This window comes from Natrinema versiforme JCM 10478 (assembly GCF_000337195.1).
Lineage (GTDB): Archaea > Halobacteriota > Halobacteria > Halobacteriales > Natrialbaceae > Natrinema > Natrinema versiforme.
The window spans coordinates 33,232-57,180 of sequence record NZ_AOID01000045.1; the positions used below are offsets into that span (position 1 = coordinate 33,232).

Annotated in this window: 19 protein-coding genes; 9 read left to right on the forward strand and 10 right to left on the reverse strand. The window is 64.3% G+C overall.

All coding sequences use genetic code 11. The annotated features are described in order from the left end of the window. Positions 1 to 30: 30 nt before the first annotated feature. Entirely contained in the window at positions 31 to 618 is a 588-nt protein-coding gene (locus tag C489_RS14185) for an L-threonylcarbamoyladenylate synthase (RefSeq protein WP_006431996.1), read from the forward strand. A 107-nt stretch (positions 619 to 725) separates the two neighbouring features. Continuing rightward, positions 726 to 935, forward strand: coding sequence for a hypothetical protein (locus C489_RS14190; protein ID WP_006431997.1), 210 nt, complete (start codon positions 726 to 728; stop codon positions 933 to 935). Positions 936 to 949: 14 nt separating this feature from the next. Here the strand turns inward: C489_RS14190 and C489_RS14195 are convergent, their stop codons facing one another. Both C489_RS14195 and C489_RS14200 read right to left on the reverse strand, forming a co-directional pair. Continuing rightward, positions 950 to 1,633 (reverse strand): CRISPR-associated protein Cas4, encoded by a 684-nt coding sequence (locus tag C489_RS14195; protein WP_049890889.1) that lies wholly within the window; start codon positions 1,631 to 1,633, stop codon positions 950 to 952. A gap of 217 nt (positions 1,634 to 1,850) precedes the next feature. Beyond that, positions 1,851 to 2,441 carry a hypothetical protein gene (locus C489_RS14200; RefSeq protein WP_006431999.1) on the reverse strand — a complete coding sequence of 197 codons (591 nt, stop codon included), beginning with the start codon at positions 2,439 to 2,441 and terminating at the stop codon, positions 1,851 to 1,853. Between the two features lie 181 nt (positions 2,442 to 2,622). On the opposite strand from C489_RS14200, the gene C489_RS14205 reads away from it, so the two are divergent. Further along, complete coding sequence (locus tag C489_RS14205) at positions 2,623 to 4,809, forward strand: (Fe-S)-binding protein (protein ID WP_006432000.1); 2,187 nt, start codon at positions 2,623 to 2,625, stop codon at positions 4,807 to 4,809. Positions 4,810 to 4,921: 112 nt separating this feature from the next. On the opposite strand, the gene C489_RS14210 is transcribed toward C489_RS14205, so the two are convergent. The 5 genes from C489_RS14210 to C489_RS14230 form a co-directional block, all read right to left on the reverse strand. Next, on the reverse strand, positions 4,922 to 5,662 hold the full coding sequence (locus tag C489_RS14210) for a type 1 glutamine amidotransferase (RefSeq protein WP_006432001.1): 741 nt from the start codon (positions 5,660 to 5,662) through the stop codon (positions 4,922 to 4,924). Positions 5,663 to 5,788: 126 nt separating this feature from the next. Further along, complete coding sequence (locus C489_RS14215; RefSeq protein ID WP_006432002.1) at positions 5,789 to 7,039, reverse strand: class I adenylate-forming enzyme family protein; 1,251 nt, start codon at positions 7,037 to 7,039, stop codon at positions 5,789 to 5,791. Between the two features lie 102 nt (positions 7,040 to 7,141). Further along, positions 7,142 to 7,924, reverse strand: a complete 783-nt coding sequence (locus C489_RS14220; protein ID WP_006432003.1) for an alpha/beta fold hydrolase — start codon at positions 7,922 to 7,924, stop codon at positions 7,142 to 7,144. Positions 7,925 to 8,497: 573 nt separating this feature from the next. Then, positions 8,498 to 8,764: an Lrp/AsnC family transcriptional regulator gene (locus C489_RS14225; protein WP_006432004.1), complete on the reverse strand. Its 267-nt coding sequence runs from the start codon at positions 8,762 to 8,764 to the stop codon at positions 8,498 to 8,500. A 1,176-nt stretch (positions 8,765 to 9,940) separates the two neighbouring features. Next, positions 9,941 to 11,278 carry an aminotransferase family protein gene (locus tag C489_RS14230; protein ID WP_006432005.1) on the reverse strand — a complete coding sequence of 446 codons (1,338 nt, stop codon included), beginning with the start codon at positions 11,276 to 11,278 and terminating at the stop codon, positions 9,941 to 9,943. Between the two features lie 178 nt (positions 11,279 to 11,456). Here C489_RS14230 and C489_RS14235 point away from each other — a divergent pair, with 178 nt between their 5' ends. Continuing rightward, the gene (locus C489_RS14235) at positions 11,457 to 12,938 is read left to right on the forward strand and encodes a CoA-acylating methylmalonate-semialdehyde dehydrogenase (protein ID WP_006432006.1); all 1,482 of its coding nucleotides are present in this window, start codon (positions 11,457 to 11,459) and stop codon (positions 12,936 to 12,938) included. Positions 12,939 to 13,951: 1,013 nt separating this feature from the next. On the opposite strand, the gene C489_RS14240 is transcribed toward C489_RS14235, so the two are convergent. Both C489_RS14240 and C489_RS14245 read right to left on the reverse strand, forming a co-directional pair. Continuing rightward, on the reverse strand, positions 13,952 to 14,701 hold the full coding sequence (locus C489_RS14240) for an SDR family NAD(P)-dependent oxidoreductase (protein WP_006432007.1): 750 nt from the start codon (positions 14,699 to 14,701) through the stop codon (positions 13,952 to 13,954). Between the two features lie 52 nt (positions 14,702 to 14,753). Then, positions 14,754 to 15,992, reverse strand: a complete 1,239-nt coding sequence (locus C489_RS14245; protein ID WP_006432008.1) for a Zn-dependent hydrolase — start codon at positions 15,990 to 15,992, stop codon at positions 14,754 to 14,756. A gap of 193 nt (positions 15,993 to 16,185) precedes the next feature. Here C489_RS14245 and C489_RS14250 point away from each other — a divergent pair, with 193 nt between their 5' ends. From C489_RS14250 to C489_RS14265, 4 genes are all read left to right on the forward strand, one after another. Beyond that, on the forward strand, positions 16,186 to 17,313 hold the full coding sequence (locus C489_RS14250) for an ABC transporter ATP-binding protein (protein ID WP_006432009.1): 1,128 nt from the start codon (positions 16,186 to 16,188) through the stop codon (positions 17,311 to 17,313). 2 nt (positions 17,314 to 17,315) lie between these two features. Then, positions 17,316 to 18,524, forward strand: coding sequence for an ABC transporter ATP-binding protein (locus tag C489_RS14255; RefSeq protein WP_006432010.1), 1,209 nt, complete (start codon positions 17,316 to 17,318; stop codon positions 18,522 to 18,524). A gap of 172 nt (positions 18,525 to 18,696) precedes the next feature. After that, positions 18,697 to 20,088, forward strand: a complete 1,392-nt coding sequence (locus C489_RS14260; RefSeq protein WP_006432011.1) for an extracellular solute-binding protein — start codon at positions 18,697 to 18,699, stop codon at positions 20,086 to 20,088. Positions 20,089 to 20,121: 33 nt separating this feature from the next. Continuing rightward, positions 20,122 to 21,033 (forward strand): ABC transporter permease, encoded by a 912-nt coding sequence (locus C489_RS14265; RefSeq protein WP_006432012.1) that lies wholly within the window; start codon positions 20,122 to 20,124, stop codon positions 21,031 to 21,033. Positions 21,034 to 21,090: 57 nt separating this feature from the next. Here the strand turns inward: C489_RS14265 and C489_RS14270 are convergent, their stop codons facing one another. Beyond that, positions 21,091 to 22,869, reverse strand: coding sequence for a TCP-1/cpn60 chaperonin family protein (locus C489_RS14270; protein ID WP_006432013.1), 1,779 nt, complete (start codon positions 22,867 to 22,869; stop codon positions 21,091 to 21,093). A gap of 101 nt (positions 22,870 to 22,970) precedes the next feature. Between C489_RS14270 and C489_RS14275 the strand changes: the two genes are divergently transcribed. Continuing rightward, entirely contained in the window at positions 22,971 to 23,819 is an 849-nt protein-coding gene (locus tag C489_RS14275) for an ABC transporter permease (protein ID WP_006432014.1), read from the forward strand. The last annotated feature ends 130 nt before the right edge of the window (positions 23,820 to 23,949 follow it).

Sequence of the window (23,949 nt, forward strand, 5' to 3'; positions counted from 1 at the left end):
TTTGCGCGCGATCCGCCGATTTCGAACCGAATGAGCGAGTTCGACCGCGCAGCCGAGGCGATCGAGGCGGGGGAGCTCGTCGTCTACCCGACGGAGACGGTCTACGGCCTCGCCGCGGACGCCCTCGAGGGAGTCGCCGTCGAGCGGGTCTTCGAGACGAAAGGCCGGGATCGATCGAAACCGATCTCGATGGCGGTGCCCTCGGTCCCGTCGGCGCTCCAACACGTCCGCGCGACCGAGCGGGAGCGGCAATTTATGGGAACCTTTCTCCCCGGCCCCGTGACGGTCCTCTGTCGGCGACGCGAGGCCGTCCCCGACGAACTCACGGCCGGGCGGGACCGCGTCGGAATTCGGGTGCCCGACAACGAGATCGCGCTGCGGCTCTGCGAGCGGACCGGCACGCCGATCACGGCGACCAGCGCGAACGTCAGCGGGCGGGAAAGCGCCCGCCGGCCCGCCGATCTCGATCCCGAGATCCGCGAGGCCGCAGCCGTCGTCCTCGACGGGGGCGAAACCGACGGCGGGACCGAGAGCACCGTCGTCGACGTCTCGAGCGGGACGATCCACCGCCGCGGCGCGAAGGCCGACGAAATCGAGGCGTGGCTCGAGCGACACTGAACCTCGACAGTCGCGACTGCCGATCGCCCGGTTCCCGCTGCTGCCGTCCCGTTTGGCGACGGTAGCTATATAAGACAACGACCCGACAGGTTCGCATACGTCGCCCCATGAGCAGTCATCCCACCAACGAGTCGTGGTTCCGGACGCAACCAGTGCTGTGGTTCCTCCTCGCCATCGCGGTCCCCGGCGGCGTGTACGCCGGCAGTGGGATTGTATTCGGCGGGCAGTCCCGCGAGAGAGCGGTGCTGATCGGCATCACCTTCGGGCTCGTCTTCGCCGTCACGACCGCGGTCCTGAAAGACGCGCTAGGTCGGTAGCTCGTGCCGACGGGCTACAATCCCAGCAGCGACCGCACGGTCCGGGTTTTGACGCCACACTCCGCGGCGAACTCACAGGACTCACACTTCGAGCGATTGCTCGTCCGAGACGGTGGCCCATCCAGTTCCCGAACCGTCCGGAGCGCGCTCCGATACTTGGCTTTCCGTCGCGTCGTCATCCGGACGGATCGGATCACACCATAGGCCGGATACTCGAGCCACGCCCGTTCGACCGGTTCCTGGTGTTCCCACGCCAGCGCCTTGGCGGCCGCGACCGCGTGGACCGACTGGGGCCCCCAGACGCCGTTTTCGGGGGGTTTGCCCGGCGAGATCACTACCGGCTCGAGCGGCTCCCCGAGCACCTTGTGGACGATCCCGCGACAGTCCCGACCGGTCGCGAACACCTCCCGATCGCGGGGGTTTCGGAGCCGCTCCCACTGGCCCGCGTCCTCGAGTCGCCGTTTGGTCCCGGCCAACCGATCGCGGTACTGGGCCGGCGAGTGGGCGATCGGTTCCGCCGCGAGGTCACCGGACGGGGCCTCGAGCAGGGCTTCGTACCGGGGCTCGAGGTCCCGAATCCGTGCGACCTCGGGTGGCGGCTCGCGGTCGACGTCGTCGCGGGTCCGCTCGTAGTAACACTTCCGCGTGCAGTAGGCGGCGGTCCGCAAATCGCTAAACGAGACTCGAGTGTCAGTCACGAACCGTCTGGCCGCCCGCTATTATAAAAAGCCTCGTCCGAAACGGCGGTGCAATCAGTCGCACCGAGCGCGCCCGCGGCGCGCTCGGCCTTTTTTCATCGAAGTTTTTTGGCCGGGTTTGAGCGAGTAGCGCGGGACCGAAGGTCCCGCGGACCGTTCGCGCGGCTTCGCCGCGCGAAGACGAAGCGAGCGAGGACCCGGTGAAAAAAGTTCGTTGTTAGAAGTCCACGTTGGTTTCCATTCCCTCCGTCGCGTCCTCGAGGCCGTCCTCACGGAGATCGGACGTTATCTGCTCGGAGAGCTCCGAGTCCGCGAGGATGCTATCGAACTCGTCGCGGTAGCGGTCGTTTGCCGCTCGCGATTCGTCTTCGGCCGCGGCGACGCGGCGGTAGCGCCGGATTCGATCCGCGCTGACGTCGTACTCATCCGCGAGCGTGGCGTCGTCTTCCTCGCGATCACGGATCGCCGCGAGGTCGACTTCGTCGGCGTCGTCCTCGCCCACGAGGTGAAGCGACATGCGGGCCTCGAAGACGTCGGCGGTGTCGACACCGAGGTCGTCGGCGATCGCCTCGTCGCTCCGGTCGTCGTAGAAGGCCCTGGCGACTGATATCAGTTCGTCGTCCGAGAGCCCCGTCTCGAACGCGTAGCGTTCGCGCATCTGTTGGACGACGCTCTCGAGGCGGTCCTCGTCCGAGCGCTCGTCTCGCTCGAGGGAACCGCGGGTGTTCTCTTGGGACTCGGTGACAGTTTCCTCGCCGTCGGTGACATCGGTGAAGATATCCCGGAGTTCCTCGGTTTTATCGTTCATGGGTGGACACTCCAGATAGGAGTCTATTTAAACCTGTTGCCAGTCTACGTTGGCTCAGACTATTGACAGCAACGACAATTATAAACTCGAAATGGCCAAGAAATTTTCGCAAGACGGCGTCGAGGTGGTCTGGCAGCCGGTGTGGCAAGAATTAAGTTACAGCCCTCCCCCTCTACTGGACATGCACGCGCTAGCACAGTCGGACGTCGCGAGGGAAACGTACTGGGGAATCACCAGCGTGGAATACGCGGTGTTTTACCTCCTCGCGTTTACCGCCATCGCCGTCTTCACCTACGGCGTGTACCGGCGGTTCGCCCGCTACGCGGCGGGCGACGACGATTCGTTCCCGCGTCTGAACGATCTGCAAAGCCGTATTGCGAGCGCGGCCAAAATCGCGCTCTCGAACGAGAAACAGTTCAACAGGGACCTCTACGGCGGCCTGATGCACTCGTTTATCCTCTGGGGCTTCCTGACGCTGTTTATCGCGACATCCATTCTGATGGTCGACGAGTACGCCGCCCAGAAGCTTCTCGGCTTCTCGTTCTGGGACGGTGACTTCTATCTCGCCTACCAGTTCATGGTCGACGCCATGGGCCTGCTCTTCGTCGTCGGCATCGGCATGGCGATGTACCGCCGCTACTGGGTCCGTAACCACCGCCTCTGGGGCCGCCACACCTCGAGCGAGGACGATCTCTTCATCTGGACGCTGTTCGCGCTCGGTATCGGGGGCTTCCTGCTCGAGGGGCTGCGCGTCTACAGCGCCGGGATTCCCGAACACGAGGTCGTCAGCTTCGTCGCCTACGGGATGGCGCTTAGCTTCGACGCCGTCGGGCTCCCGACGATGGGTGCCGAGCAGGCCGGACTGAACGGGGCCGGCTTCAACGTCGAGAACCTCCACTGGCTCGCGTGGTGGTCCCACTCGCTGATCGCGTTCTTCTTCATCGCGTGGATCCCCTACGCCAAGCCGTTCCACATGATCTCCTCGTTCGCGAACGTCGTCACGCGGGACGAGAAAGCCGGCAAGCGCCTGCCGAACGTCCCCTCGGATCTGGACGCGACCAACGCCGAGTCCATCGACGACTTCACCTGGAAGGAGATCCTCGATCAGGACGCCTGTACCAAGTGCGGTCGCTGTTCCTCCGTCTGTCCCGCCAAAGCGTCCGATCGCCCGCTCGACCCGCGGAACGTCATCCTCGACCTGAAATCCTACCGCGAGGATCTCGACGCCGGCGGCGAGGAACAACCGATCGTCGCCGACGGCGGCACCTCGGTGATCAACTCCGAGACGATGGACTCCTGTATGGCCTGTATGGCCTGTATGGACGCCTGCCCCGTCGAGATCGAACACCTCAAGAGCTTCACCCGGCTCAACCGCCAGCTGACCGATCAGGGTGACGTCTCCTCGAGCATGCAAGACGTCTTCCAGAACGTCATGCAGAACGGCAATACCTTCGGCGACTCGCCGCGCAATCGCGGCGACTGGGCCGACGAACTCGAGTTCGACGTCACCGACGCCCGCGAGGAGGAAGTCGACTACCTCTGGTACGTCGGCGACTTCCCGAGCTACGACGAGCGCAACAAGCAGGTCGCCCGCTCGCTGGCGACCATTCTCAAAGAGGCCGACGTCAGCTTCGGCATCCTCTTCGACGACGAGAAGTTCGACGGCAACGACATCCGTCGAGTCGGCGAGGAACTGCTCTACGTCGAACTGGCCGGCCACCACGTCGAGACGTGGGAGGACTGCGAGTTCGACAAAATCGTCTGTACGGACCCCCACTCCTACAACACGTTCAAAAACGAGTATCCCGAGGTCAACTTCGACGAGTTCGCGGACGACCCGATGATGCCCTTCGACTACGAGGAACAGTGGAACGAAGACGGCGAGATCGACGTCTACCACTGGACCCAAGCTGTCGAGGAACTCGTCGAGGACGGCAAGCTCGACCTCGACGGGACCGAACTCGACTACACCGTTACCTACCACGACCCGTGTCACCTCGGCCGGTACAACGACGAGTACGAGGCCCCGCGCGAACTCATCAAAGCAACGGGCTGTACGTTAGACGAGATGCCCCGCAACCGCAGCAACTCCTTCTGCTGTGGCGGCGGCGGTGGCGGCCTCTGGATGGACTTCGAAGAGGAGCCAAAACCCAGCGAGGAACGGCTCCGCGAGGCGCTCGAGGACACCGACGCCGGCAGCGGCGTCGAGAAGTTCGTCGTCGCCTGTCCGATGTGCATGACGATGTACGAGGACGGCCGCAAGACCGGCGGCTACGAGGACGAAATCGAGGTCGTCGACGTGGCCGAACTCATCGTCGAGGCGATCGGCAAGGCCGACGAGGCACAGGTCGAAGTCGCCGCGGACTGACGACTGCCGAGGCTGTGGCCGTTTTTGCGGACGGATACTGTTTTTCGCTCCGATCCCGCTACTCGAAGATCCTCATCGAAACTAGCGGCGTCGAAAATCAGTAGACCCGTCGTTAGTCTGACCCGCGAACCGCCGACACGTCTCCCGTCGCTTCATCGCCGACGACGCCGTCGGCTCGCTTTACCTCGCGGGCGAACTCGAGGAAGTTGTCGAAGACCAGTTTCGCCTCGCAGGACCGCTGATAGTTCGATTCGGTGATCTCGCCGAGGATCGACTCGAGGCGCTCGTCGGAGAGTTCCTTCCGGTGGACGAGTTCGCGGGCGGTCTTGGTGTCGTACTCGGGGTGGAACTGGACGCCGAAGACCCGGTCCTTGCGGAAGCCGTGGTTCGAGTAGTCGTTTTCCGCGAGGGGTTCGGCACCCGGCGGGAGGGCGGCGACCTCGTCGGAGTGGCTGGTAAAGGAGAGGAACCGCTCGTCGATGCCCTCGAACAGCCGCGAGTCGCCGAGTCGGTCGATCTCGCTGTAGCCGACCTCGTAGACGCCCATATCTTCGACCGTCCCGCCGAGGACGTCGGCCAGTAGCTGGTGGCCCCAACAGACCCCAAGGAAAGGGACGCCACGATCGATCGCCTCGCCGACCCACTCCTTGATGGGCTCCATCCAGTCTTCGTCCCAGTAGACCGACGATCGGGAGCCGGTGACGACGGCCCCGTCGTATGCGAAATCGTCGGGGACCGTGCCGTCGGTGGCGTCGAATTCGGCGAGCGAAGCGTCGAGTTCGCGGCGGAAGTTCCGCGTCGTGTTCTCGTCCTGATGGGCCGCGTTCAGGACGGCGATTCGGAGTTGACTCATTGGATCCTAGTGGCGACTCGACGGGAATAGGTGTTCCGCCCCGTGCCGTCGTTGCCGCGACCGCGGACGGCTATCTCGAGGCCCGCCCCCGTGTCGATCAACGGAACCGAGTACGACCGCCGCGCGTTACAGCAGGACGTAGGTGCCGTCCTCGGCTCGGCGAAACCGGTCGCCGGTGTGAAACCAGCCGTCCACGAACCGACCGTGGTCGTCGCTCTCGTCGTATTCGTCGCTCTCGAGTTCGGCGGGGTCGTACCAGTTCTCGCCGTCGGTTCCGGTAGGTGGTACGTACCCGTCCGCGACCATCGGTCCCGAAAGCTGCAGCCGACCCTCGGTCGCGCCTTCGAGGACCGCCCCCGCGTCGTCGACCAATCGAGCGCGGCAGTCCGGCACCGGCGTCCCGATGGCGGTTCCGTCGGCGTCGGATTCCATCGCCGCTTTCTCCTCCTCGAACGCCTGACTCAGGGCGATCGGACACTCGAGGCGGCCGTAGACCCGGGCGACCGAAATCCCCCGGTCGCGGTAGGCCGCGACGACGTCTTCGGCGACCGGGGCCGCACAGAGTACTCGCTCGAGCGAGTCGACGGCGGCGTCGAACCCGGATTCGGCGGCGAGATCGCGAAGAGCGGCCGCTCGGCTGGGTAGGAACGTCGCCGACTCGGCCTCGATCGCGGCGAGCGCGTCACCGGGGTCGAACGCGCGATCGAGCAAGAGCGTGCCGCCGACGTGTAGCACCGACAGCGCGGTGCGGACGAGGCCGTCGACGGCCGACAGCCGCGCGGTCAGCGGGACGGTATCGTTTGCGGCGAGCCCCCACGCCGCGACGGCCGTGGTGCAGTTGCGCTCGACGGCCGCCGCCGAATAGCCGGCGATCGGACGCCCCGTCCCACCGTGGAGGGCCAGTAGCGGGTTCTCGCCGGCCGCGTGCTGCTCGTCGAGATCGATATCGGCGCGATCAGCGTCGGCGAGTTCCTCGAGCGTCACCGTTCGGTCGAACGGAATCGATCGCACCAGATCCCGTTGGGCCGCCTCCGAGACGACCAGATCGGGCTCGAGAACGTCGAACGGGCGTTCGACGGAGGCCGGTGTCAGCAGGTGGGAAATCGGGGCGAACGTCGCGCCGAGTCGCCGGCAGGCGAAAAACAGGGCGAGCGCCGCGACCCGGTTTCGCGTGACGAGACAGACAGTATCCCCCGGGCCGATATCCAGCGCCGCGAGCCGCTCTGCCGTCCGCGTCGCGATCGTCGAGAGGTCGTCGTAGGAGACCCGATCCTCGTGGATCGTCTCCGCCGGCGCGTACAGCCGCTGCTCGGAGATGTCGACGACCGCCGTCCGATCCGGGAACTGCTCGGCCCGGCGAGCCAGCGAGAGGGTCACGATGGGCCCTCCCACGCTCGAGTACGTAGTAGATAGGTGGTCAGTCGCAAGCACGGGACGACGGGCCCCGAGAGACAGTACGCTAAATAGCGGCGAGCCGATTCAGTCGTCGTCAGTGTGCTCCGCGAGAAAGCCCAGCAACAGATCGTTGACCGTCCGGGAGCGCTCGACGAAGGCGAGGTGACCCGCGCCCTCGAGTCCTCTGAACTCCCCGCGCGGAAGCCCGCGAGCCAGTTCCCGGCCCGCCGCGGGCGACACCAACTCGTCCGCACTGCCGTGAATTACCTGCGTCGGCTGGGTCACTTCGACTAGCCACTCGGTCGCATCGAACTCCTCGAGCGCCGCGACCTGTGCCGCCCAGCCCGCCCGATCGGCGTCGCCGTCGGCCCGCCAGTCAACGATGCCCTCCACTGCGTCGGGCTGGGCCTCGCGGAACTCTTCGGAGAAACCCGCCTCGAGCGACTCCCGAAGTGCATCGGCGTCGTCCCGCGGCGCGAACAGCGGTTCGAGATCGAACGCCGAGCCCGCAGCCGCCGTCCCGAACAGCGTCAGCGTCTCGACGCGACTCGAGGTCCGGGCCGCCGACAGCGCGATCGCGCCGCCGAGCCCGCAGCCGACGAGGTGGGCGTTGGTGAGCTCGCAGTCGGCGAGGACCGCCTCGAGGTCGGCGACGAGCGTCTCGAGGTCGTAGGGGCCCGGCGGCGCGTCCGAGCGGCCCGTCCCGCGGAGGTCCCAAACGACGGCCTCGTAGGGGCCGGCGACGGCGGCGTGTTGCCAGCCCCAGAGCCAGCCGCCGAGCCCGGCCTCGGGGACGAAGACGACCGGGTCGCCCTCGCCCGCGCGGTCGTAGTACAGCGAGACCGATCCGTTCGATACAGTGGGCATGCACGCACCCAGCAGCCGAAGCAATGCGACGGTTTCGATTCCGCTCGAGCGGCGGGGCGATTGCGACAGTCGGAAACGCCATACTCGTTCTGAACACAGAACTGCATCTGGTTTCGATGAATAGCTCCGTTTTACAGAATACTAAATGAAATGGTAGATAGCAGTGAAACGCACACAGTCAACTGACTGCACCGGGGTCGCTGTCAGTCCGCGACTCGAGATCGCGGTGGCCGGTTCGATTCGTCCGGGAACGGTGTGAGACGACTCGAGGGGTCGTCACACGGTTGGCAGTGTACACAGCGATGGTGCAGGACTGAAACGGCGGCACGGACGATCGACCGTACTTCCGGTGGTTCGAGAGGATCAGACGTGGCTCTATCGACGAGTACGTCCGCTGAACCGGACCGTCGCTGACACACCGACTCTCCTCGAATCGAGCGTCGTAGAACCGGGAACGCTATACAATTATCTCTGTGACATAATAAGGGGATAGCTGTCTAATTAACATTCTATTTGAGTTGAATAGAAGCAGGTGTCAGATTTATAGAAACCAGCGTGTGAGCCGGTTTCGCGTCAATCGCAGCGGTCGGGACCGGTGTCGTCGGACACGCCTGTGATAACGACCATCGTCATCCCGAGCGACCGGGGATCCACGTCCGCGGAGATCGCCGATATCACGCCGCGTTCCCTCAGTTGGGTCAGTCGATAGTGGCCCGTCGACTTCGAGAGGTCGAACTCCGCGGCGAGAGCGCCGAGGTTCTTCTCGGTGCTTCGCTCGAGTTCGGAGAGGTGTTCGAGATCGGGTTCGTCGAGATCCGGCATGGCGGTGGTGTGGTTCATGATGATTCGTACGGCGGTGGTCAGAGAAGGTCGAAGAGCGGAGGCGTAGCGTTTCCAAAGAACAGGCCCGAAACGAATCCGCAGTCCGATAGTAGCCACTGAAACGAGAGACACACTGGTCGCGGCGCGTCGTGCGATCAGGTGTGCACTGACTTTCAGTGGCGACGGTAGTATCGGGCAGTTTGACTTGGACTTTGAGGAGCGGTTAGAAACTATTCGCCGGTTTAGTATCTTTCAGATTCGAACTACTGTTCCGAGTACTCGGATAGATAGACTAATATATTTATCTATACATTCGGTATCAAACACGGTCACACACTCGTTCACAACTGGGCCACAACGCAGATCTACAATCCGGTTTCGATCGCCGTCCGAATCACGTCGCGGTCGACGAAACGGTGATCCGACTCGACGGCGAGCGGTATTGGCTGTACGCTGGAATCGACCCGGGATCGAAAGCTAGCCATACAAGCCTTGGTTCGACCATATTGATGGGGACTAGTTCGCTCCTTACGGCATGATCCGGGAACGCGATGTCGACCGCACAGGGTTTCTCGTCGGTGGAGGAGAGTCCCTGAAGTATGCCCGTCAGCGACAGGCTCTCGATTTCGGAGACGAATGACACGGAAATCGGACCAGTATTGAACATGTACTACAGTAGGTAAAAAATATAATATGTGGTTATTTAGTTGTTATATAGGCTGCCATATAGAAACTGTCGATTAGTTTCTTATATAACCGCTTCGCGTTGGATCAGCGTCTTCGAATACTCCTGTTCGTACCGGGCTCGAGATAACGAGGGACGGTGGTCGATGATCCGAACTGCTCAGAAGAGGCAGCGATCGCCTCAACTGCTGGTCAATTCACGGGTTGTGGAACGACCCGCCGGAGCGGCGAACTCGTCAATCCGGCGGAAGTCCGCCACTGACAGCTCGATGACCGCGGGGTCTCTCGAGCACTGAGACGCGGTCGACCGTGGTGAGCTACGCGGGAGCGCCGGCGGCGAACGGCGAGTTGTGCTCGTCGTCGGGAGCGGAGATCGTCCCAGCGCGGGAGGTTCGTCGTGGTTCGGTTTCCGGGCACAGGTTCGTTTCGGGTTGTAATCGCTCGGAAGGGGAGTACAGATAGCGGTCGGAATCGGGCAGTTCGTCGCCTGTAACGGCGGCTGGCAGTCCGTCAGCGGTCCATCGCGGCGTCGGAGACCTCGAGGGCCGTATCGAGGGCCGCGACGGCCTCGTCGATATCGGTCTCGGTGATCGGCAGCGGCGGGGCGATGATGAGCGTGTTGATCATGTTTGCGACGTAGACGCCCTCGTCGTGGGCGGCCGCCGCGACCTCGTCGACGATCGTCGAGCCGGTCGAGATCTTGTCCTCGCGCTCCCCGAAGGGGACGCGCTCGTCTGGGTCCCGCGTCAGCTCGATGCCCCGGAAGAGGCCGACCCCGCGCGTGTCGCCGACGCTCGGGTGGGCCTCGGCCAGCTCCTCAAGCCGATCGCCGAGGTAGTCGCCGACCTCGTCGGCGTGTTCGATGAGGTTTTCCTCCTGATAGGTCTCGACGGCTGCGAGCCCGGCGGCGCAGGCGACGGGGTGGCCCGCGTACGTATGCCCGTGACAGAACATTTCGTCCTGGAAGTGGTCGGCGATCTCGTCGGTGACGATCGTTGCACCCAGCGGGGCGTACGCGCCGGAGAGCCCCTTTGCCATCGTCATGATATCGGGGGTCACGTCGAAGACATCACAACCGAACCACTCGCCAGTGCGGCCGAAGCCGGCCATCACTTCGTCACAGATCAACAGCGCGCCGTGCTCGTGGGCGATCTCCTTGAGCCGCGGCAGGTACTCGTCGGGTGGGACGAGGATGCCGTTCGAGCCGACGATCGGTTCGACGAGGACCGCCGCGACCGTGTCACCCTCGAGCATCAGCATCTCGTCGATGTACTCTAGGCTCTCCATGGGGTCGAGCGTCGAGCCGTAGGCGTAGGGGTCTGGAGCCTTGATCGCGCCGGGGACGCCGGGCTCGGCCATCAAGCGCCGGGGATCGCCGGTGACGCTGATCGAACCGGCCGTCGCGCCGTGGTACGAGCGGTACCGCGAGATGACCTTCTGTTTGCCCGTGTACAGACGGGCGATCTTGATCGCGGCCTCGACGGCTTCGGTGCCGCTGGTCGAGAAGAACGTCTTCGAGAGGGTGCCCGGGGTGACCTCGGCGAGTTTCTCGCCGAGGCGGGCGCGGGCCTCGGTCGCGAAGCCGGGTGCGAAGTACGCGCCCTCGCGGGCCTGTTCGGCGATCGCGTCGGCGACCGCGTCGGCCGAGTGGCCGAGGTTCGAACACATGAGTTGCCCGGAGAAGTCGATGAACTCCTCGCCCGCCCCGTCAGTGAACCGGACGCCCTCACCGCCGACGACTTCGGTTGGGTCGACCTCGCTCTGGAACGACCACGTCCCGAAAACGTACTCTTTGTCGAGCCGTTCTATCTCGCTTCGCTCCTCCGACAGTGATGTTTCGTCTGCCATCCGTTCGCATCCGTATGAAGTCGTTAGTTATTAATCTTTCCGAGATCGGTATCATTTCACCAGTAACATTCAGAATATATGCATAGAGGTGGGATAGTGTGGGGCTATTCGGAGAGATATTCGAAGAGTGTCCTAAGACACCGAAGATTTTATTTCACCGCTACCGGTAGTCAGCCTCATGGTTGAACGACAGTCGATCGGTCAGAGCAAGACGGTACGGAATTACGTCGACGGAAACTGGCGGGACGCCACCGGCGACGACGAGCTGACGAGCGTGAACCCGGCGACCGGGGAAGAGCTCGCGACCGTCCCGTTCAGTTCGGACGCGGATGTCGACGAGATCGTCGCCACGGGCAACGAGGCCTTCGAAACGTGGTCGTCCCGGCCCGTCGAAGAGCGAATCCAACCGCTCTTTCGGCTGAAGATGCTGCTCGAGGAGCACCAAGACGAGCTCGCGGAGCTACTGGTCAGGGATCACGGGAAGACGCTCGCGGAGGCCCGCGGCGAACTCCGCCGGGGCATCGAGAACGTCGAGGTCGCCTGCGGCATCCCGTCGATGATGCAGAGCGGCTCCCTGCTGAACGCCGCCCCCGATATCGACGAGAGCGCAGTCAGGAAGCCACTGGGCGTCTTCGCAGCGATCACGCCGTTCAACTTCCCCGGCATGATCCCGCTATGGTTCCTGCCCTACGCCGTCGCGACCGGGAACAGCTTCGTCCTCAAACCCAGCGAGCAGAACCCGCTTGTCGCCCAGCGGCTGTTCGAACTCATCGACGAGGCCGGCTTCCCCGATGGCGTCTTACAGCTCGTCAACGGCGGCCCCGATACCGTCAACGCCCTGCTGGACCACGAGGGCGTGGAGGGAATCTCCTTCGTCGGCAGTACGCCCATCGCGAAGCTCGTCTACGAGCGCGCGGCACAGAACGGCAAGCGCGTCCAGGCCCAAGGCGGCGCGAAGAACCACATCATCGTCACGGAGACCGCCGACCTCGAGTTCGCCGCGGCGAAGGCCGTCTCGTCGGCCACCGCCTGCGGCGGCGAGCGGTGTCTCGCCAACGACGTGATCCTCGTCGAGGAGTCGATCTACGACGAGTTCACCGACCTCGTCCTCGAGGAGGCCGCCGCGCAGGTGGTCGGCTACGGGCTCGACGAGGAGACTGACATCGGGGCGCTCATCAGCTCCGAACACGAGGAGACGGTCCGTGACTACATCCAAGCGGGGATCGAGGAGGGCGCGGAGCTCCTGCTCGACGGCCGGGAGGTCGCCGTCGACGGCTACGAGGACGGTAACTTCCTCGGCCCGACGGTCTTCGGCGACGTCACCGCCGACATGGTCATCTCCCGGGAGGAGATCTTCGGCCCGGTGCTCGGCCTCGCACCCGTCGCGGACATCGACGAGGCCATCGACCGGATGAACGAGAGCCGGTACGGGAACGCGGCGAGCCTGTTCACCGGCAGCGGCGCGGACGCACGGAAGTTCCGCCACGAGGCTGAGATCGGGAACCTCGGCGTCAACGTCGGTACTTCGGCCCCGATGGCCTTCTTCCACTTCGGCGGCTGGAAGGACTCGTTCTTCGGCGACCTCCACGCCCAGGGCGAGGACATGATCCACTTCTACACCGACAAGGGCGTCTACATCGAACGCTGGCCGGACGCCTGATACGGTTTGCCGGAACGATGTACCGTACGAACCCGACCGCTCTGGGGTTACACTGCCGTACAGTGGATCGTATGAGCCGGGGGACAATAGAACCGTGACCACCTATCGTTCGTATCCTGCTACGTCGCCGGCACGCACCTCGAGCCGATTCTCGTCGTGGCGCTGCCGATTATCTCGCCGGGCGTGCTCCGCAGTGGTGATCGTCTTCTCGTGTCGTTCGGTGCGAGGCAGTTCGCGAGCTCCGCGGACGCGACTGCGAGTCCGGTGATCATCCACGCGGCGCCCCGGTCTGGCCGGGCTCCGAGACCAGCGCCCTCTCGACGGCGCTCGCACTCGCGGTGATCGGAGCCGGACTTAGCGGCACGTTCTCGCGGTCGGGAGCGCCGCAGGATGGTGTTCGGGATCGAGACCGGTATCGCCCGACCAGTTGCGGGATCGTACCGAACGGAAGGAGTCGCACACCGATCGCACAGCCGTCTCACGCGTGCTGTCGGAACGCCGACGGAACTGCCGAACCGTCGTCCGCCCCGTCGGCTCGCTCGAGCGTGCCGCAACTCGGTGCCGATACTCCGCCAGACGACGTCGTACCGGGGACGCTCGTCCAGAGCATGACGGCGGCCGATCCGGACGCGGCGTTCGAACCGAGTTTACACCCATATGTCCGTAAGAAATGTGCGAATGTCGCTCTAGAAATGGAATACCGATTATATATTACCTATTCGTGGACTTCCGACAAGATCGGATCGGCGGTCTTGTGGGCCTCAAGTGGCGGAATAGAGGTATTTCCAGCGTGCTACTGTGCTATTACCGAACAAAATTAACGTGACAGGTATAACTGCGAGAGTGAAAAACAAGCGAAAATGATCGTCTATCGATCGAACCGGAGGAACGAACGGGAACGCGGAACCGCGGGTCGAACGGTCCGATTCCTCGAGACCGAAACGAACGGCCGACGCACCGCTAACTGACCCGTCGCGCCCGGCTGGCCCACACGGGTCCGAGGACGGCGAGGCTCAGTGCATCACGTCGCCGCCGTCCGGACTGAGCGTCTGTCCCGTGTAGTAACTGCTCTCGTCGGACGCGAGGAACACCGCCGTCGGGACCACGTCGTTGACGGTCCCGAGTCGGTCCATCGGGAGTTCCGCCTCCTTCGCGTCGCGCCACTCCTCGGAGATGTCGTCCAGCAGCTCGGTCCGGACCGGTCCCGGTGCAATCGCGTTGACGCGGACCGTCGGGGCGACCTCTCGGGCCAGCGCGCGTGTCATCGCGATCACGCCGCCTTTCGCCGCAGAGTAGTGGACGAGTTCTTCGCCGCCCTCGAGCCCGAGCTGTGAAGCGACGTTGACGATCGATCCGTTCCCCGCCTCGAGCATCCCGGGAAGCGCGAACCGCGTCGTCAGGAAGACGCCGCGGAGGTCCACGGCCATGGTCTCGTCCCACATCTCGACGGGCATCTCCGCCAGCGGGGACTGGGTGAGGATCCCCGCGTTGTTCACCAGGACGTCGATCGGGCCGAGCATCGACTCGAAGGCGTCGATCATCTCGCTGACGTCGTCGGCGTCGCTCACGTCGGCTTCGAACGCGACCGCGTCACCGCCGTCGCGTTCGATCGATTCGACGACCGCGTCGGCCGCGGCCGCCTCGCCGGGCGGGTGGTTGACGCCGACCGTCGCCCCCGCCGCCGCGAGCCCCTCCGCGATTCCGCGACCGATTCCACGGGTGCCGCCCGTTACCAGTGCTCGTTTGCCGTCTAATCGTGACATCGTCTCAGTATCTGTGTTCCGTCGGTAGTGATCAGTCGTTCGATAGCGGGCCTCACGAGTCCGATTCCGCGATATCGAGCGCGGCGTTTGCCAGCGTGTTCGCGGACGCGTAACAGTCGTCCCAGCTCGTGTACTCCGCTTCGGTGTGGCTCTTGCCGTCCTCGCTGACGGCGAACACCATCCCCGTATCGCAGATTTCGGTCAGATGGGTCGCGTCGTGGCCCGCGCCGCTGAAGATGTGCATGCTGTCGTAGCCGAGGTCGGCGGCGGCCGCGTCGACCGCGTCGATACACTGGTCCGCGAAATCGACGCTCGGCGCTCGCATCCGCTCTTCCCACTCCCAGTCGAGCCCCTCGCGGTCGGCCGCGGCTTCGGCCTCGTCGAGGACGCGAGCGAACGCCTCCTCGACCACCGCGTCGTCGGGGTCCCGGAACCCCCACGTGAACGTGACCTCGCTCGGGATGATGTTGATCGAGTTGGGTTCGGCGTCGATGTAGCCGGTCGTCCCGACGGTTCGATCGCCGAGCGTCGACGGGATGCGCCGGATCTGAGTGATGACGTCCGCCGCCGCGACCAGTGCGTCCGACCGGTAGTGCATCGGCGTCGGACCGGAGTGGTCGGCCTCCCCGTAGTAGGTGATCGCTCCCCACGTGAAGCCGACGATCCCGGTCACGACGCCGACGTCTTTCCCCTCGAGTTCGAGAGACGGTCCCTGCTCGATGTGTAACTCGAGGTAGGCCTCGTACTCGGTCGTCGGCTCGGCCGGCACGTCGCCCTTGTAGCCGATCCGCTCGAGTTCCGCCTCGAACTCGACGCCGTCGGCGTCGGTCGTGGCGTACTCCTCTTCGAGGTCGTGTGCGCCGGCCCAGACACCGCTGCCCTGCATCGCGGGCTGAAAGCGCGAGCCCTCCTCGTTCGTCCAGTTGACGATCTCGATGGGATGGGTCGTCTCGATCCCCTCCTCGTTGAGTGTGCGAACGAGTTCGAGCGCGCTGATTACGCCCATCGCCCCGTCGTAGATGCCGCCGTAGGGTTGGGAATCGAGGTGTGAGCCGACCAGAACGGGGTCCGCGTCCGGGTCCGTCCCCTCGCGTCGTCCGAACATGTTTCCGAACTCGTCGACGCGAACCTCGAGCCCCTCGGCCTCCATTCGGTCGGCGAACCAGTCTCGGATCCGTTTGTCCTCGTCGGACAACGCGAGGCGGTGGAGGCCGCCGTCTTCGGTGCCACCGATCTCGGCCTGTTCTCTCATCGTCTCGATAAACCGCTCGCGGTCGAGCTGAATACGCATACGGAAACGATTTCGCAAGTGATACCTTAAATGTTCCCTTCCAGAATTCATTCGTAGTGTAAAACACCTGTATTGCAGACAATCGTATTTCTATATCCCATATTCCATGCAATCCGAGAGTATATGTGCCAGAAGTGTTCGCGTTCGCCGTAAGGAGTAGCATTAAATAGAACCCCCGACAGGATACGATGTAATGACGGTTACCGAGATTGCGATCGAATCGTTACAGAAATCGTTCCGTAGCGAGACCGTGCTGCGGGATATCGAGCTCAACGTCGAAAAAGGAGAGTTCTGCGTCGTCATCGGCCCCAGCGGCTGTGGGAAGAGTACGCTGCTCAAGTGCATCGCCGGCCTGGTCGACCACGAAGCCGGCACGGTCACACTGAACGGAACGGATGCCGACGAACTGTCCGTCCAGGAGCGGGACATCGGGTTCGTCTTTCAGGAGTTCGAGGAGACGCTGTTCGCGCACAAGACGGTCGCCGAAAACGTCGCGTTCGGATTGGAACAACAGGACCGGGAGTTCACCGAGGGGGAAATCGACGACCGGATCGACGAGATGCTGTCGATGCTGGCGATCGAACACACGAAAGACGACTACCCAGGGGAGCTCTCCGGCGGACAACAACAGCGGGTCGAGCTCGCGCGCCAACTCGTGCGAGAGTGCGACGTCATGTTGCTCGACGACCCGCTGGCCGACCTCGACTACAAGCTCCAAAAGCGGATGGAACTCGAGATGCGCCAGATCCACCGCTCGCTGGGCAGTACGTTCATCTACGTCACGCACAACCAAGACCAGGCGCTGACGCTCGCGGATACGCTCGTCGTGATGAACCACGGGAAGATCGAACAGATCGGATCGCCGACCGAGGTCTACGAGTCGCCGGCGACGGCCTTTACCGCGCGCTTCGTGGGCGACTCGAACGTCTTCGTCGCGGACGGCACCGTGGCGACGGACGGCGACGCCGTCGCCGTCGACACGAGCATCGGGACGCTCGAGGCGGTTCCCCGAAACGGCAGCGTCTCGGGCGGGGACGGACTCTACCTCGTTCGCCCGGAGTCAGTCGAAATCGGCGACGACGACTGCGACACCGTGATCACCGGGACGCTCGAGGGGCGGACGTACACCGGCGAGACGACCGAGTTCGCGTTCTCGATCGACGGCCTCGACCGGGAGTTCCTCGCCGTCGCGGCCGGTCGCCCCGACGTCGGCACCGTCGGCGACGATCTCGCGCTCGGCTGGGACCGGACGGACGCGTGGTACTTCGAAAATATCAGTGCGACCGACACCGTTACCGCGGCGGATCTCGTGGAGGAGTGATAATGGCTAACATAGAACAGACTGGGGCGAACCCCGAGGCCGAGGACGTACAGCGGGCGACGACCGAACCCGACCGAGAGCTCACGCTCGAGGTCGACGGGCTGACGAAAATCTATCCGGACGGGACGCTGGCGGTCGACGAGATCGACTTCGGCATCGAGGCGGGCGACTTCTGTGTCCTGATCGGGCCCAGCGGCTGCGGGAAGTCGACGACCCTGCACTCGATCATCGGCAACATCCCCGTCACGGAGGGGCAGGTCCTCCTCGAAGGGGAGGATATCACCGAGACGCCGACCTACGATCGGGACATCGGGCTGGTGTTCCAGGACTTCCAGCTGTTCCCGCACATGACCGTCCGGGAGAACATCACCTACGGGCTCGAGCGGATCGACTGCCCGCCCGACGAAATCGAGCGCCGGGTCGACGACGCCATCGACCTGATGCACCTTGAGGGGCTCGAGGAGCGGACCCCCGAAGAGCTGTCCGCGGGCCAGCAACAGCGGGTCGCCCTGACCCGCAGCATCGTCCTCGAGCCACAGCTTCTCTTGCTCGACGAGCCGCTGGGGGACATGGACTACAAGCTCCAAAAGCGGATGGAGCGGGAACTGCTGCGGATCCACCGGGAGCTCGATACGACCTTCGTCTACGTGACCCACGACCAGACTCAGGCCATGCGCCTCGCCGACCAGATCGTCGTGATGAACGACGGCAAGGTCGAACAGTCCGACTCCGTCGAGAACGTCTACAACTCCCCGGCGACCGCGTTCGTCTCCACCTTCGTCGGCGACTCGAACGTGTTCAGAGGCGAGCTCGCGGACGTCTCCGAGAACGGCGAGCACGCGCTGATCGAGACGCCGCTAGGGTCTTTCCACACGTCGACGGAGAACCTCCGGTCGCCGCCGTCGTCGCTCGTCGGGGAGCGGATCCCGTTCTCGGTGCGCCCACAACACATCGCGCTCGGTCCGGAGCTGGAAAACGAACTCGAGTGCCGCGTCGACGACGTGATCCACCAGCCCGGCTCGGGCACGAAGGTGATCCTCACCGCGACGGCCGAGGACGGGACGGAGACGGAGCTCCAGCTCAAGTCGTTCGACCGGATCGACCCGGCCGGAACCGTTACCGTCAGCTGGAGCGCCGACCACGGAACCCTGCTCGAGGAAACGAGCGTCGTCGACGGGATCGACCTCGAGACGGACGTGCTGGGCGAGTGAGGCGGCCGGTGCGAAAGTGCGATCGGACACCAGTGGTCGATTCACCAATAATTACCCGAATCGTACCCGTAGTCAGGGATCGATATCGTATATTCCGCGTAATTACGGTACCGAACGGGGGTAAGTTTGGGAAACCTTTAACACACATTGGGAGAATTGGTATTGACGTGCTATGACGAACGGATCTAGCAGTAATCTCAGCAGACGCAACTTCGTACAGCTAACTGCCGCGGGAGCCGCCGCCGGAGCGGCCGGCTGTGTCGGAGGGGGAGACGGGGACGACACCATCAGCGATTCGGTCGGGCGAGACAGCGACTCGCTCGACGACGGCGAGCGACCGGTCGAGTGGATCGGCCCCGACTGGGCGGTCGCCGACGCGCAGGCTAACAAGTTCACCGAGATGACCGACGTCGACATCAACACGACGATCGCGACGATCGGGGACACGCAGGCCCAGATCCTCGGGGGCGGCTCCACGAACATCGACGTGGTCACCACCGACACGTCGGGCTCGGCCGCGATGACCCGCGATAACCCGGTCACGCTGCCGATGGCCGTCGACGACCTCGAGAACTGGAACGAGGACAACGTCTCGGACCTGTTCACCGATCCGGAGTCGGCGCTCGGCCACCTCGACGAGCAGGTCGAGACGTTCACCCGGGAGCTGTGGGCCGACGGGGACGCGAAGGACGAACTGCTGTTCTCGCCGTACGCGTACAACTTCGACGCGATGGGGTACAACCCGTCGTACGTCGACGACGTCTCCCTCTGGAGCGCGCTGTTCGACGACCAGTACAGCGGGGAGGTCATCGTCGGCGAGACCGCGGCGATCACGATTCCGCAGACGATGATGCACCTGCTGGACAACGACATGATCGACGCGAACATCGGTGAGTTGAACGATCCGTCACAGGACCAGCTCGACACCGCGATCGACTTCCTGGTCGAGCAGAAGGAGGCCGGCCAGTTCCGTTCGACGTGGGAGGCGTACGGCGAGTCGGTGACCCTGATGGCCGGCGAGGAGGCCGTCATCGGCGACGTCTGGCAGCCGGCCGCGATGGACGTCAGGCGCGACGGCACGCCGTGTACGTACGCCACCATGAGCGACGGCGTGCAGGGCTACCGGTTCTGGTACGGCGGGATGTCGATCCTCGAGGGGGCCGCGGAGCGGGACAACGTCGCGGAGGCGTACTCGCTGTACGACGACGTACACATGGGCGCGTGGTTCCCCGGCTTCGTCCAGCAACGCGGCTACTCGGTTCCCCACTACGAGAACCGAGAGCTCGTCCGGGACGGCTCGGACGACTCGGGCGAGGGCATGGGGCCGGAGTACTACGACTGGGCCTACGAGGGCGAGTCGACCTACGAACCCGTCGACGAACCGGCCCTCTTCGACCCGGCCGAGTACGACTGGTCGATGGAAGAAGGCGAGCCGGATTCGAACGGCGGCACTCGAGACAGCGGCCCCATCGAGGAGCGGATCAACCGCATCGGGTTCTTCCAGATCTGGCCCAGCGAAGCCGACTACATGACCCAGCGCTGGGAGGAGTTCCTCAGTGCATAGCACGCCGATCCCAAAGCCACGAACGATACTGCCATGAGCTCGAAAACTGCGGACGACGGGAGCGGGGTCTCACGATATCTGCCGGGGGACCGATCGGTGTCGATCACCGAAGTGACCGCGCTGACGATGCCGACCGTCGGGTGGTTCCTGCTGTTCCTGATGGTCCCGCTGTTGGTGGTCCTGTACTACAGCTTCCTCACCTATCAGTCGTTCAGCGTCGTCAACGAGATTTCGACGTTCGCCTGGGTCAACGGCGTGTTCACCTCGAGCGTCGTCCACAGCGCGTTCGTCCGCACGCTGGGCGTGGCGATCGTCGTGACGGCGATCACGCTCCTGTTCGGCTACCCGATCGGGTACTACCTGCGATTCCACACCGGACAGATCGGCGGCACGATACTGTTGTTGTTCCTCGTGATCCCGTTCTGGACGGCGGAACTGATCCGAACGTTCGGCTGGCTCCCGATCCTGGGACAGAACGGCGCCGTCAACGGCGTCCTCATGGGACTGGGAATTACCAGCGGCCCCCTCGAGTGGCTGCTGTACTCGCGGTTCTCGCAGGCCGTCGGCTACCTCCAAAACTACGTCGTGTTCATGGCCGCGCCGATCTACATCTCCCTGTCCCAGATCGACGACGACTTACTCGACGCCTCGGAGACGCTCCGGGGAGACCCCATCGACACCTTCCGGAACGTCACCTGGCCGCTGAGCAAACCGGGCGTGGCGATCGGCTGTATGTTCACGTTCGTGCTGACGATCGGGAACTTCACCGTGCCGACGTTCCTCAGCGGCGGCTCGAGTACCGTCTCCTCCCTGATCTACAACCGCTACAGTCAGGGGCTCAACTACCCCAGTGCGGCGGCGCTGTCGATCACGCTACTGGTCGTGATCTTCCTGTTCGTCTTCGTCCTGTTCCGGTACGTCGACATCACGGAGATCGCGAACTAAGCCGGCGGCCGGCGTTCTTTTCTGCGCGCGACGAGAAACCGATGGACGAGCGACCGGCTACTGGTCCCAGATCGTGTCTTCGGTTTCCTCGAGGTGGTCCTGGTGTTTCTCGGCGTGCTCGTCGTAGATCGCATCACCCGGCTCCGTCGGCTCCTTGCCGAACGTCGCGTCGATCGCGTCGTCGACCCGGAGGATCATCGTCGCGACCTCGACGGCGGCCTCGTAACATCCCAGCCGAACGTCGAGCGGATCGACGATTCCGGCCGCGAACGCGTCCGTAATCGCCCCGTCCGGCAGCGAGAGTCCGACCGACGCCGTCGCGTCGCCGTCGGTTCGCGCGCGGAGCGTCGCGAGCGTCGTCTGCGGGTCCAGTCCGGCGTTCCGGGCCAGAAGCGAGACGAAACCGTCGGCTGCATCCGCGAACGCCTCGAGCGCCAGTTGCGTTCGGGAGTCGACGCCCGGCGCGGCCTCCCGAACCGTGCGCGCGACCTGCAGTTCGGGTGCGCCGCCGCCCGGCAGGACGCCCGGTCGGGCGATGCCGTGCCCGTTCGCGGCCGCAACGGCGGCCGCGGCCTTGCGGACCTCCGTCGTCGCCTGCTCGGCGAGCTGCCCCCGGACCCCTCTGAGCATGACCGTTACCGAGGCCGGCTCGGGACAGTCGTCGAAGACGACGATCGGTCGGCGGGCTTTTCGGTTTCGGCGCGGCTCGACTCGCCGTTCCTCGACGAGTCCGGCGGTTCCGAGGTGGGCCGGATCGATGTCGTCGGGGTCGGTGACGAGCGTCGCGCCGGTCGCTCGAGCGAGTTGCGTGAGCTTCAGCCGGTTGACGCCCCGAATCCCGACGATGCCGCGGTCGGCGAGTAAGTCCTGGAAGGCGTCGTTGATACCGAGCCGGGTCGCGACGACATCGACACCGGCCTCGACGAGTCCGTCGGCGATCCGCTCGCGGCGGCGCTCGAAGACGGCCTCGTACTCGCCGATCTCGTCCGGGGAGTCGATCAGGATCCGCTCGCCGTCTCGCTGAAAGTCCGGGTCGCGGAGCCCGCCCGTCTTGCCGTCGTTGGCCGTGTCCCGCTTGAACCCCTCGAGGGCGAGCACGGTCGCGTCGGTCACGGTCCGGGGCATCCGATCGTCGACGATCTCGTCCCGGTCGAGGACCGTCCCGCGGACGAGCCGCGAGTCGGCGATCGAGCCCGAGCGGAGCTGGCGCACTGCGAAGGAGACCTCGTCCGGGGGGCCGACCGATGCGACGGCCTCGGCGGCGATCTCGGCCCACGTGTCGCCCTGCCCGCCGACGTCGTTCCCCGTCATCGCCGAGCGGGCGATCGACACGTTCGCCGCGCGCTCGTCCGGGAACGAGCCGATCGGCCGCGACAGCGACCGCAGCGTCCGGGTGGCGTGCTCGAGCCCGGCGAGATAGCCCCGTTCGATGGTCGATGGGTGGACGCCGCGCTCGAGCAGCGACTCGCTCTCCTCGAGCAACGCGCCAAGCAAGACGACGGTACTCGAGACGCCGTCGGGAATGGCTTCGCCGTCGACGTCCGTTTCGCCGGGTCGTTCGGGTCCGACGATCCGTCGAATCACGGGCGCGATCGGATGGGACAGCGGGAGAGCGTCGAGGATCGTCGCTCCGTCGCTACTGACCGTGTAGTCGTCGATCGCGGTCTGGCCCGGATCCGGGTCCTGCTGGGCGGCGAGCTGGTTGACGATCAGCGTGTCTCTCGGCGTCGGGCCGACAGTCGACTCGAGGGCGGTCGAAACGGCGCGTGCGGCGGCGATGTTGGCCTGCGGAAACTCGATTTCCGTTCCCGTCTCGGAATCGCGTCGGGTTGTCATCGAGAAGATACAGCCATCAATCGGATAAAAACCCTACGTCCGGCGTACTATTTATCCCATCACAATACATTTATGTGGGTACAGAGTGGTGTTCCGAATAGATGGCAACAACGCAATCGACGCAGCAGGCCGACCCACAGCGATCGGCACTCACCGGGTTCATCGAGCGCTTCGGCACCGAACGGTTCCTCGTCGCGTATTTCGTACTGATCTCGCTTTTCATTTACGCACCGGTTATCTCGCTGCTCGTGTTCTCGTTCAACACCGGCGGCGTCACGCCCCCCTACCAGGGCTTTACGCTCGAGTGGTACGCCAACCTGTTCGCCAACGAGTCGATGATCGAGTCGATCGTTCGATCGGTGCAGTTGGCACTGGTCGTGACGGTGATCACGACGGTCCTTGGGACCGCGGCCGCCCTGGCTTATCGCTACGAGTTCTGGGGCCGGAAGCTGTTTCTCTACCTGATCATCCTGGGCATCATCACGCCGGGGATCGCCTACAGCGTCGGCGCGGACCTCTTTCTCACCAACCTCCTCGGCCTCGAGCGGAGCGTCTGGTTGGCCCTGCCGGTCCACGTCGTCTGGACGCTCCCGTTCGCGGTGATCGTGTTACTCGCCGGGTTCCCGCCGAACCTCGCGGAGAACGAACAGTCCGCGCGGGTGCTGGGAGCCGACCGGCTCACGACGTTCCGCGAGATAATCCTGCCACAGATCACGCCGACCGTGCTCGGTGCGGCGGTGTTCGCCTTCACGCTGTCCTACAACGAGGCCGAACGTGGACTGCTCCTCATCGGCCGCGATCGGACGATGCCGATCGAGGTGTTCAGCATCGCGTCCGCAGAGCGCGTGACCCCCCAACTGTTCGCGCTCGGGACGCTGACGACCGTCTTCTCGACCGTGTTGCTGGCGGTCGCGGGCGTACTCGTCATCTACGGCTCCCGGCGGTCCTGACTCTCTCAAGCCGCGAAACCGGACAAGAGTTTGCTCTTTGGTGCCCGTTTATCCACTTCCGTGCCATACTCAGAGACATTTCTGTCACGATTAGGAGTGCCAGATTACGTTCGTATAGAAACGCTTTTGC

Bases quoted from the DNA above. Each gene is read 5' to 3' on its own strand.
- C489_RS14185 (WP_006431996.1), top strand. From the start codon at position 31: ATGAGCGAGTTCGACCGCGCAGCCGAGGCGATCGAGGCGGGGGAGCTC.
- C489_RS14190 (WP_006431997.1), top strand. From the start codon at position 726: ATGAGCAGTCATCCCACCAACGAGTCGTGGTTCCGGACGCAACCAGTG.
- C489_RS14200 (WP_006431999.1), bottom strand. From the start codon at position 2,441: ATGAACGATAAAACCGAGGAACTCCGGGATATCTTCACCGATGTCACC.
- C489_RS14205 (WP_006432000.1), top strand. From the start codon at position 2,623: ATGCACGCGCTAGCACAGTCGGACGTCGCGAGGGAAACGTACTGGGGA.
- C489_RS14210 (WP_006432001.1), bottom strand. From the start codon at position 5,662: ATGAGTCAACTCCGAATCGCCGTCCTGAACGCGGCCCATCAGGACGAG.
- C489_RS14220 (WP_006432003.1), bottom strand. From the start codon at position 7,924: ATGCCCACTGTATCGAACGGATCGGTCTCGCTGTACTACGACCGCGCG.
- C489_RS14225 (WP_006432004.1), bottom strand. From the start codon at position 8,764: ATGAACCACACCACCGCCATGCCGGATCTCGACGAACCCGATCTCGAA.
- C489_RS14230 (WP_006432005.1), bottom strand. From the start codon at position 11,278: ATGGCAGACGAAACATCACTGTCGGAGGAGCGAAGCGAGATAGAACGG.
- C489_RS14235 (WP_006432006.1), top strand. From the start codon at position 11,457: ATGGTTGAACGACAGTCGATCGGTCAGAGCAAGACGGTACGGAATTAC.
- C489_RS14240 (WP_006432007.1), bottom strand. From the start codon at position 14,701: ATGTCACGATTAGACGGCAAACGAGCACTGGTAACGGGCGGCACCCGT.
- C489_RS14245 (WP_006432008.1), bottom strand. From the start codon at position 15,992: ATGCGTATTCAGCTCGACCGCGAGCGGTTTATCGAGACGATGAGAGAA.
- C489_RS14250 (WP_006432009.1), top strand. From the start codon at position 16,186: ATGACGGTTACCGAGATTGCGATCGAATCGTTACAGAAATCGTTCCGT.
- C489_RS14255 (WP_006432010.1), top strand. From the start codon at position 17,316: ATGGCTAACATAGAACAGACTGGGGCGAACCCCGAGGCCGAGGACGTA.
- C489_RS14260 (WP_006432011.1), top strand. From the start codon at position 18,697: ATGACGAACGGATCTAGCAGTAATCTCAGCAGACGCAACTTCGTACAG.
- C489_RS14265 (WP_006432012.1), top strand. From the start codon at position 20,122: ATGAGCTCGAAAACTGCGGACGACGGGAGCGGGGTCTCACGATATCTG.
- C489_RS14270 (WP_006432013.1), bottom strand. From the start codon at position 22,869: ATGACAACCCGACGCGATTCCGAGACGGGAACGGAAATCGAGTTTCCG.
- C489_RS14275 (WP_006432014.1), top strand. From the start codon at position 22,971: ATGGCAACAACGCAATCGACGCAGCAGGCCGACCCACAGCGATCGGCA.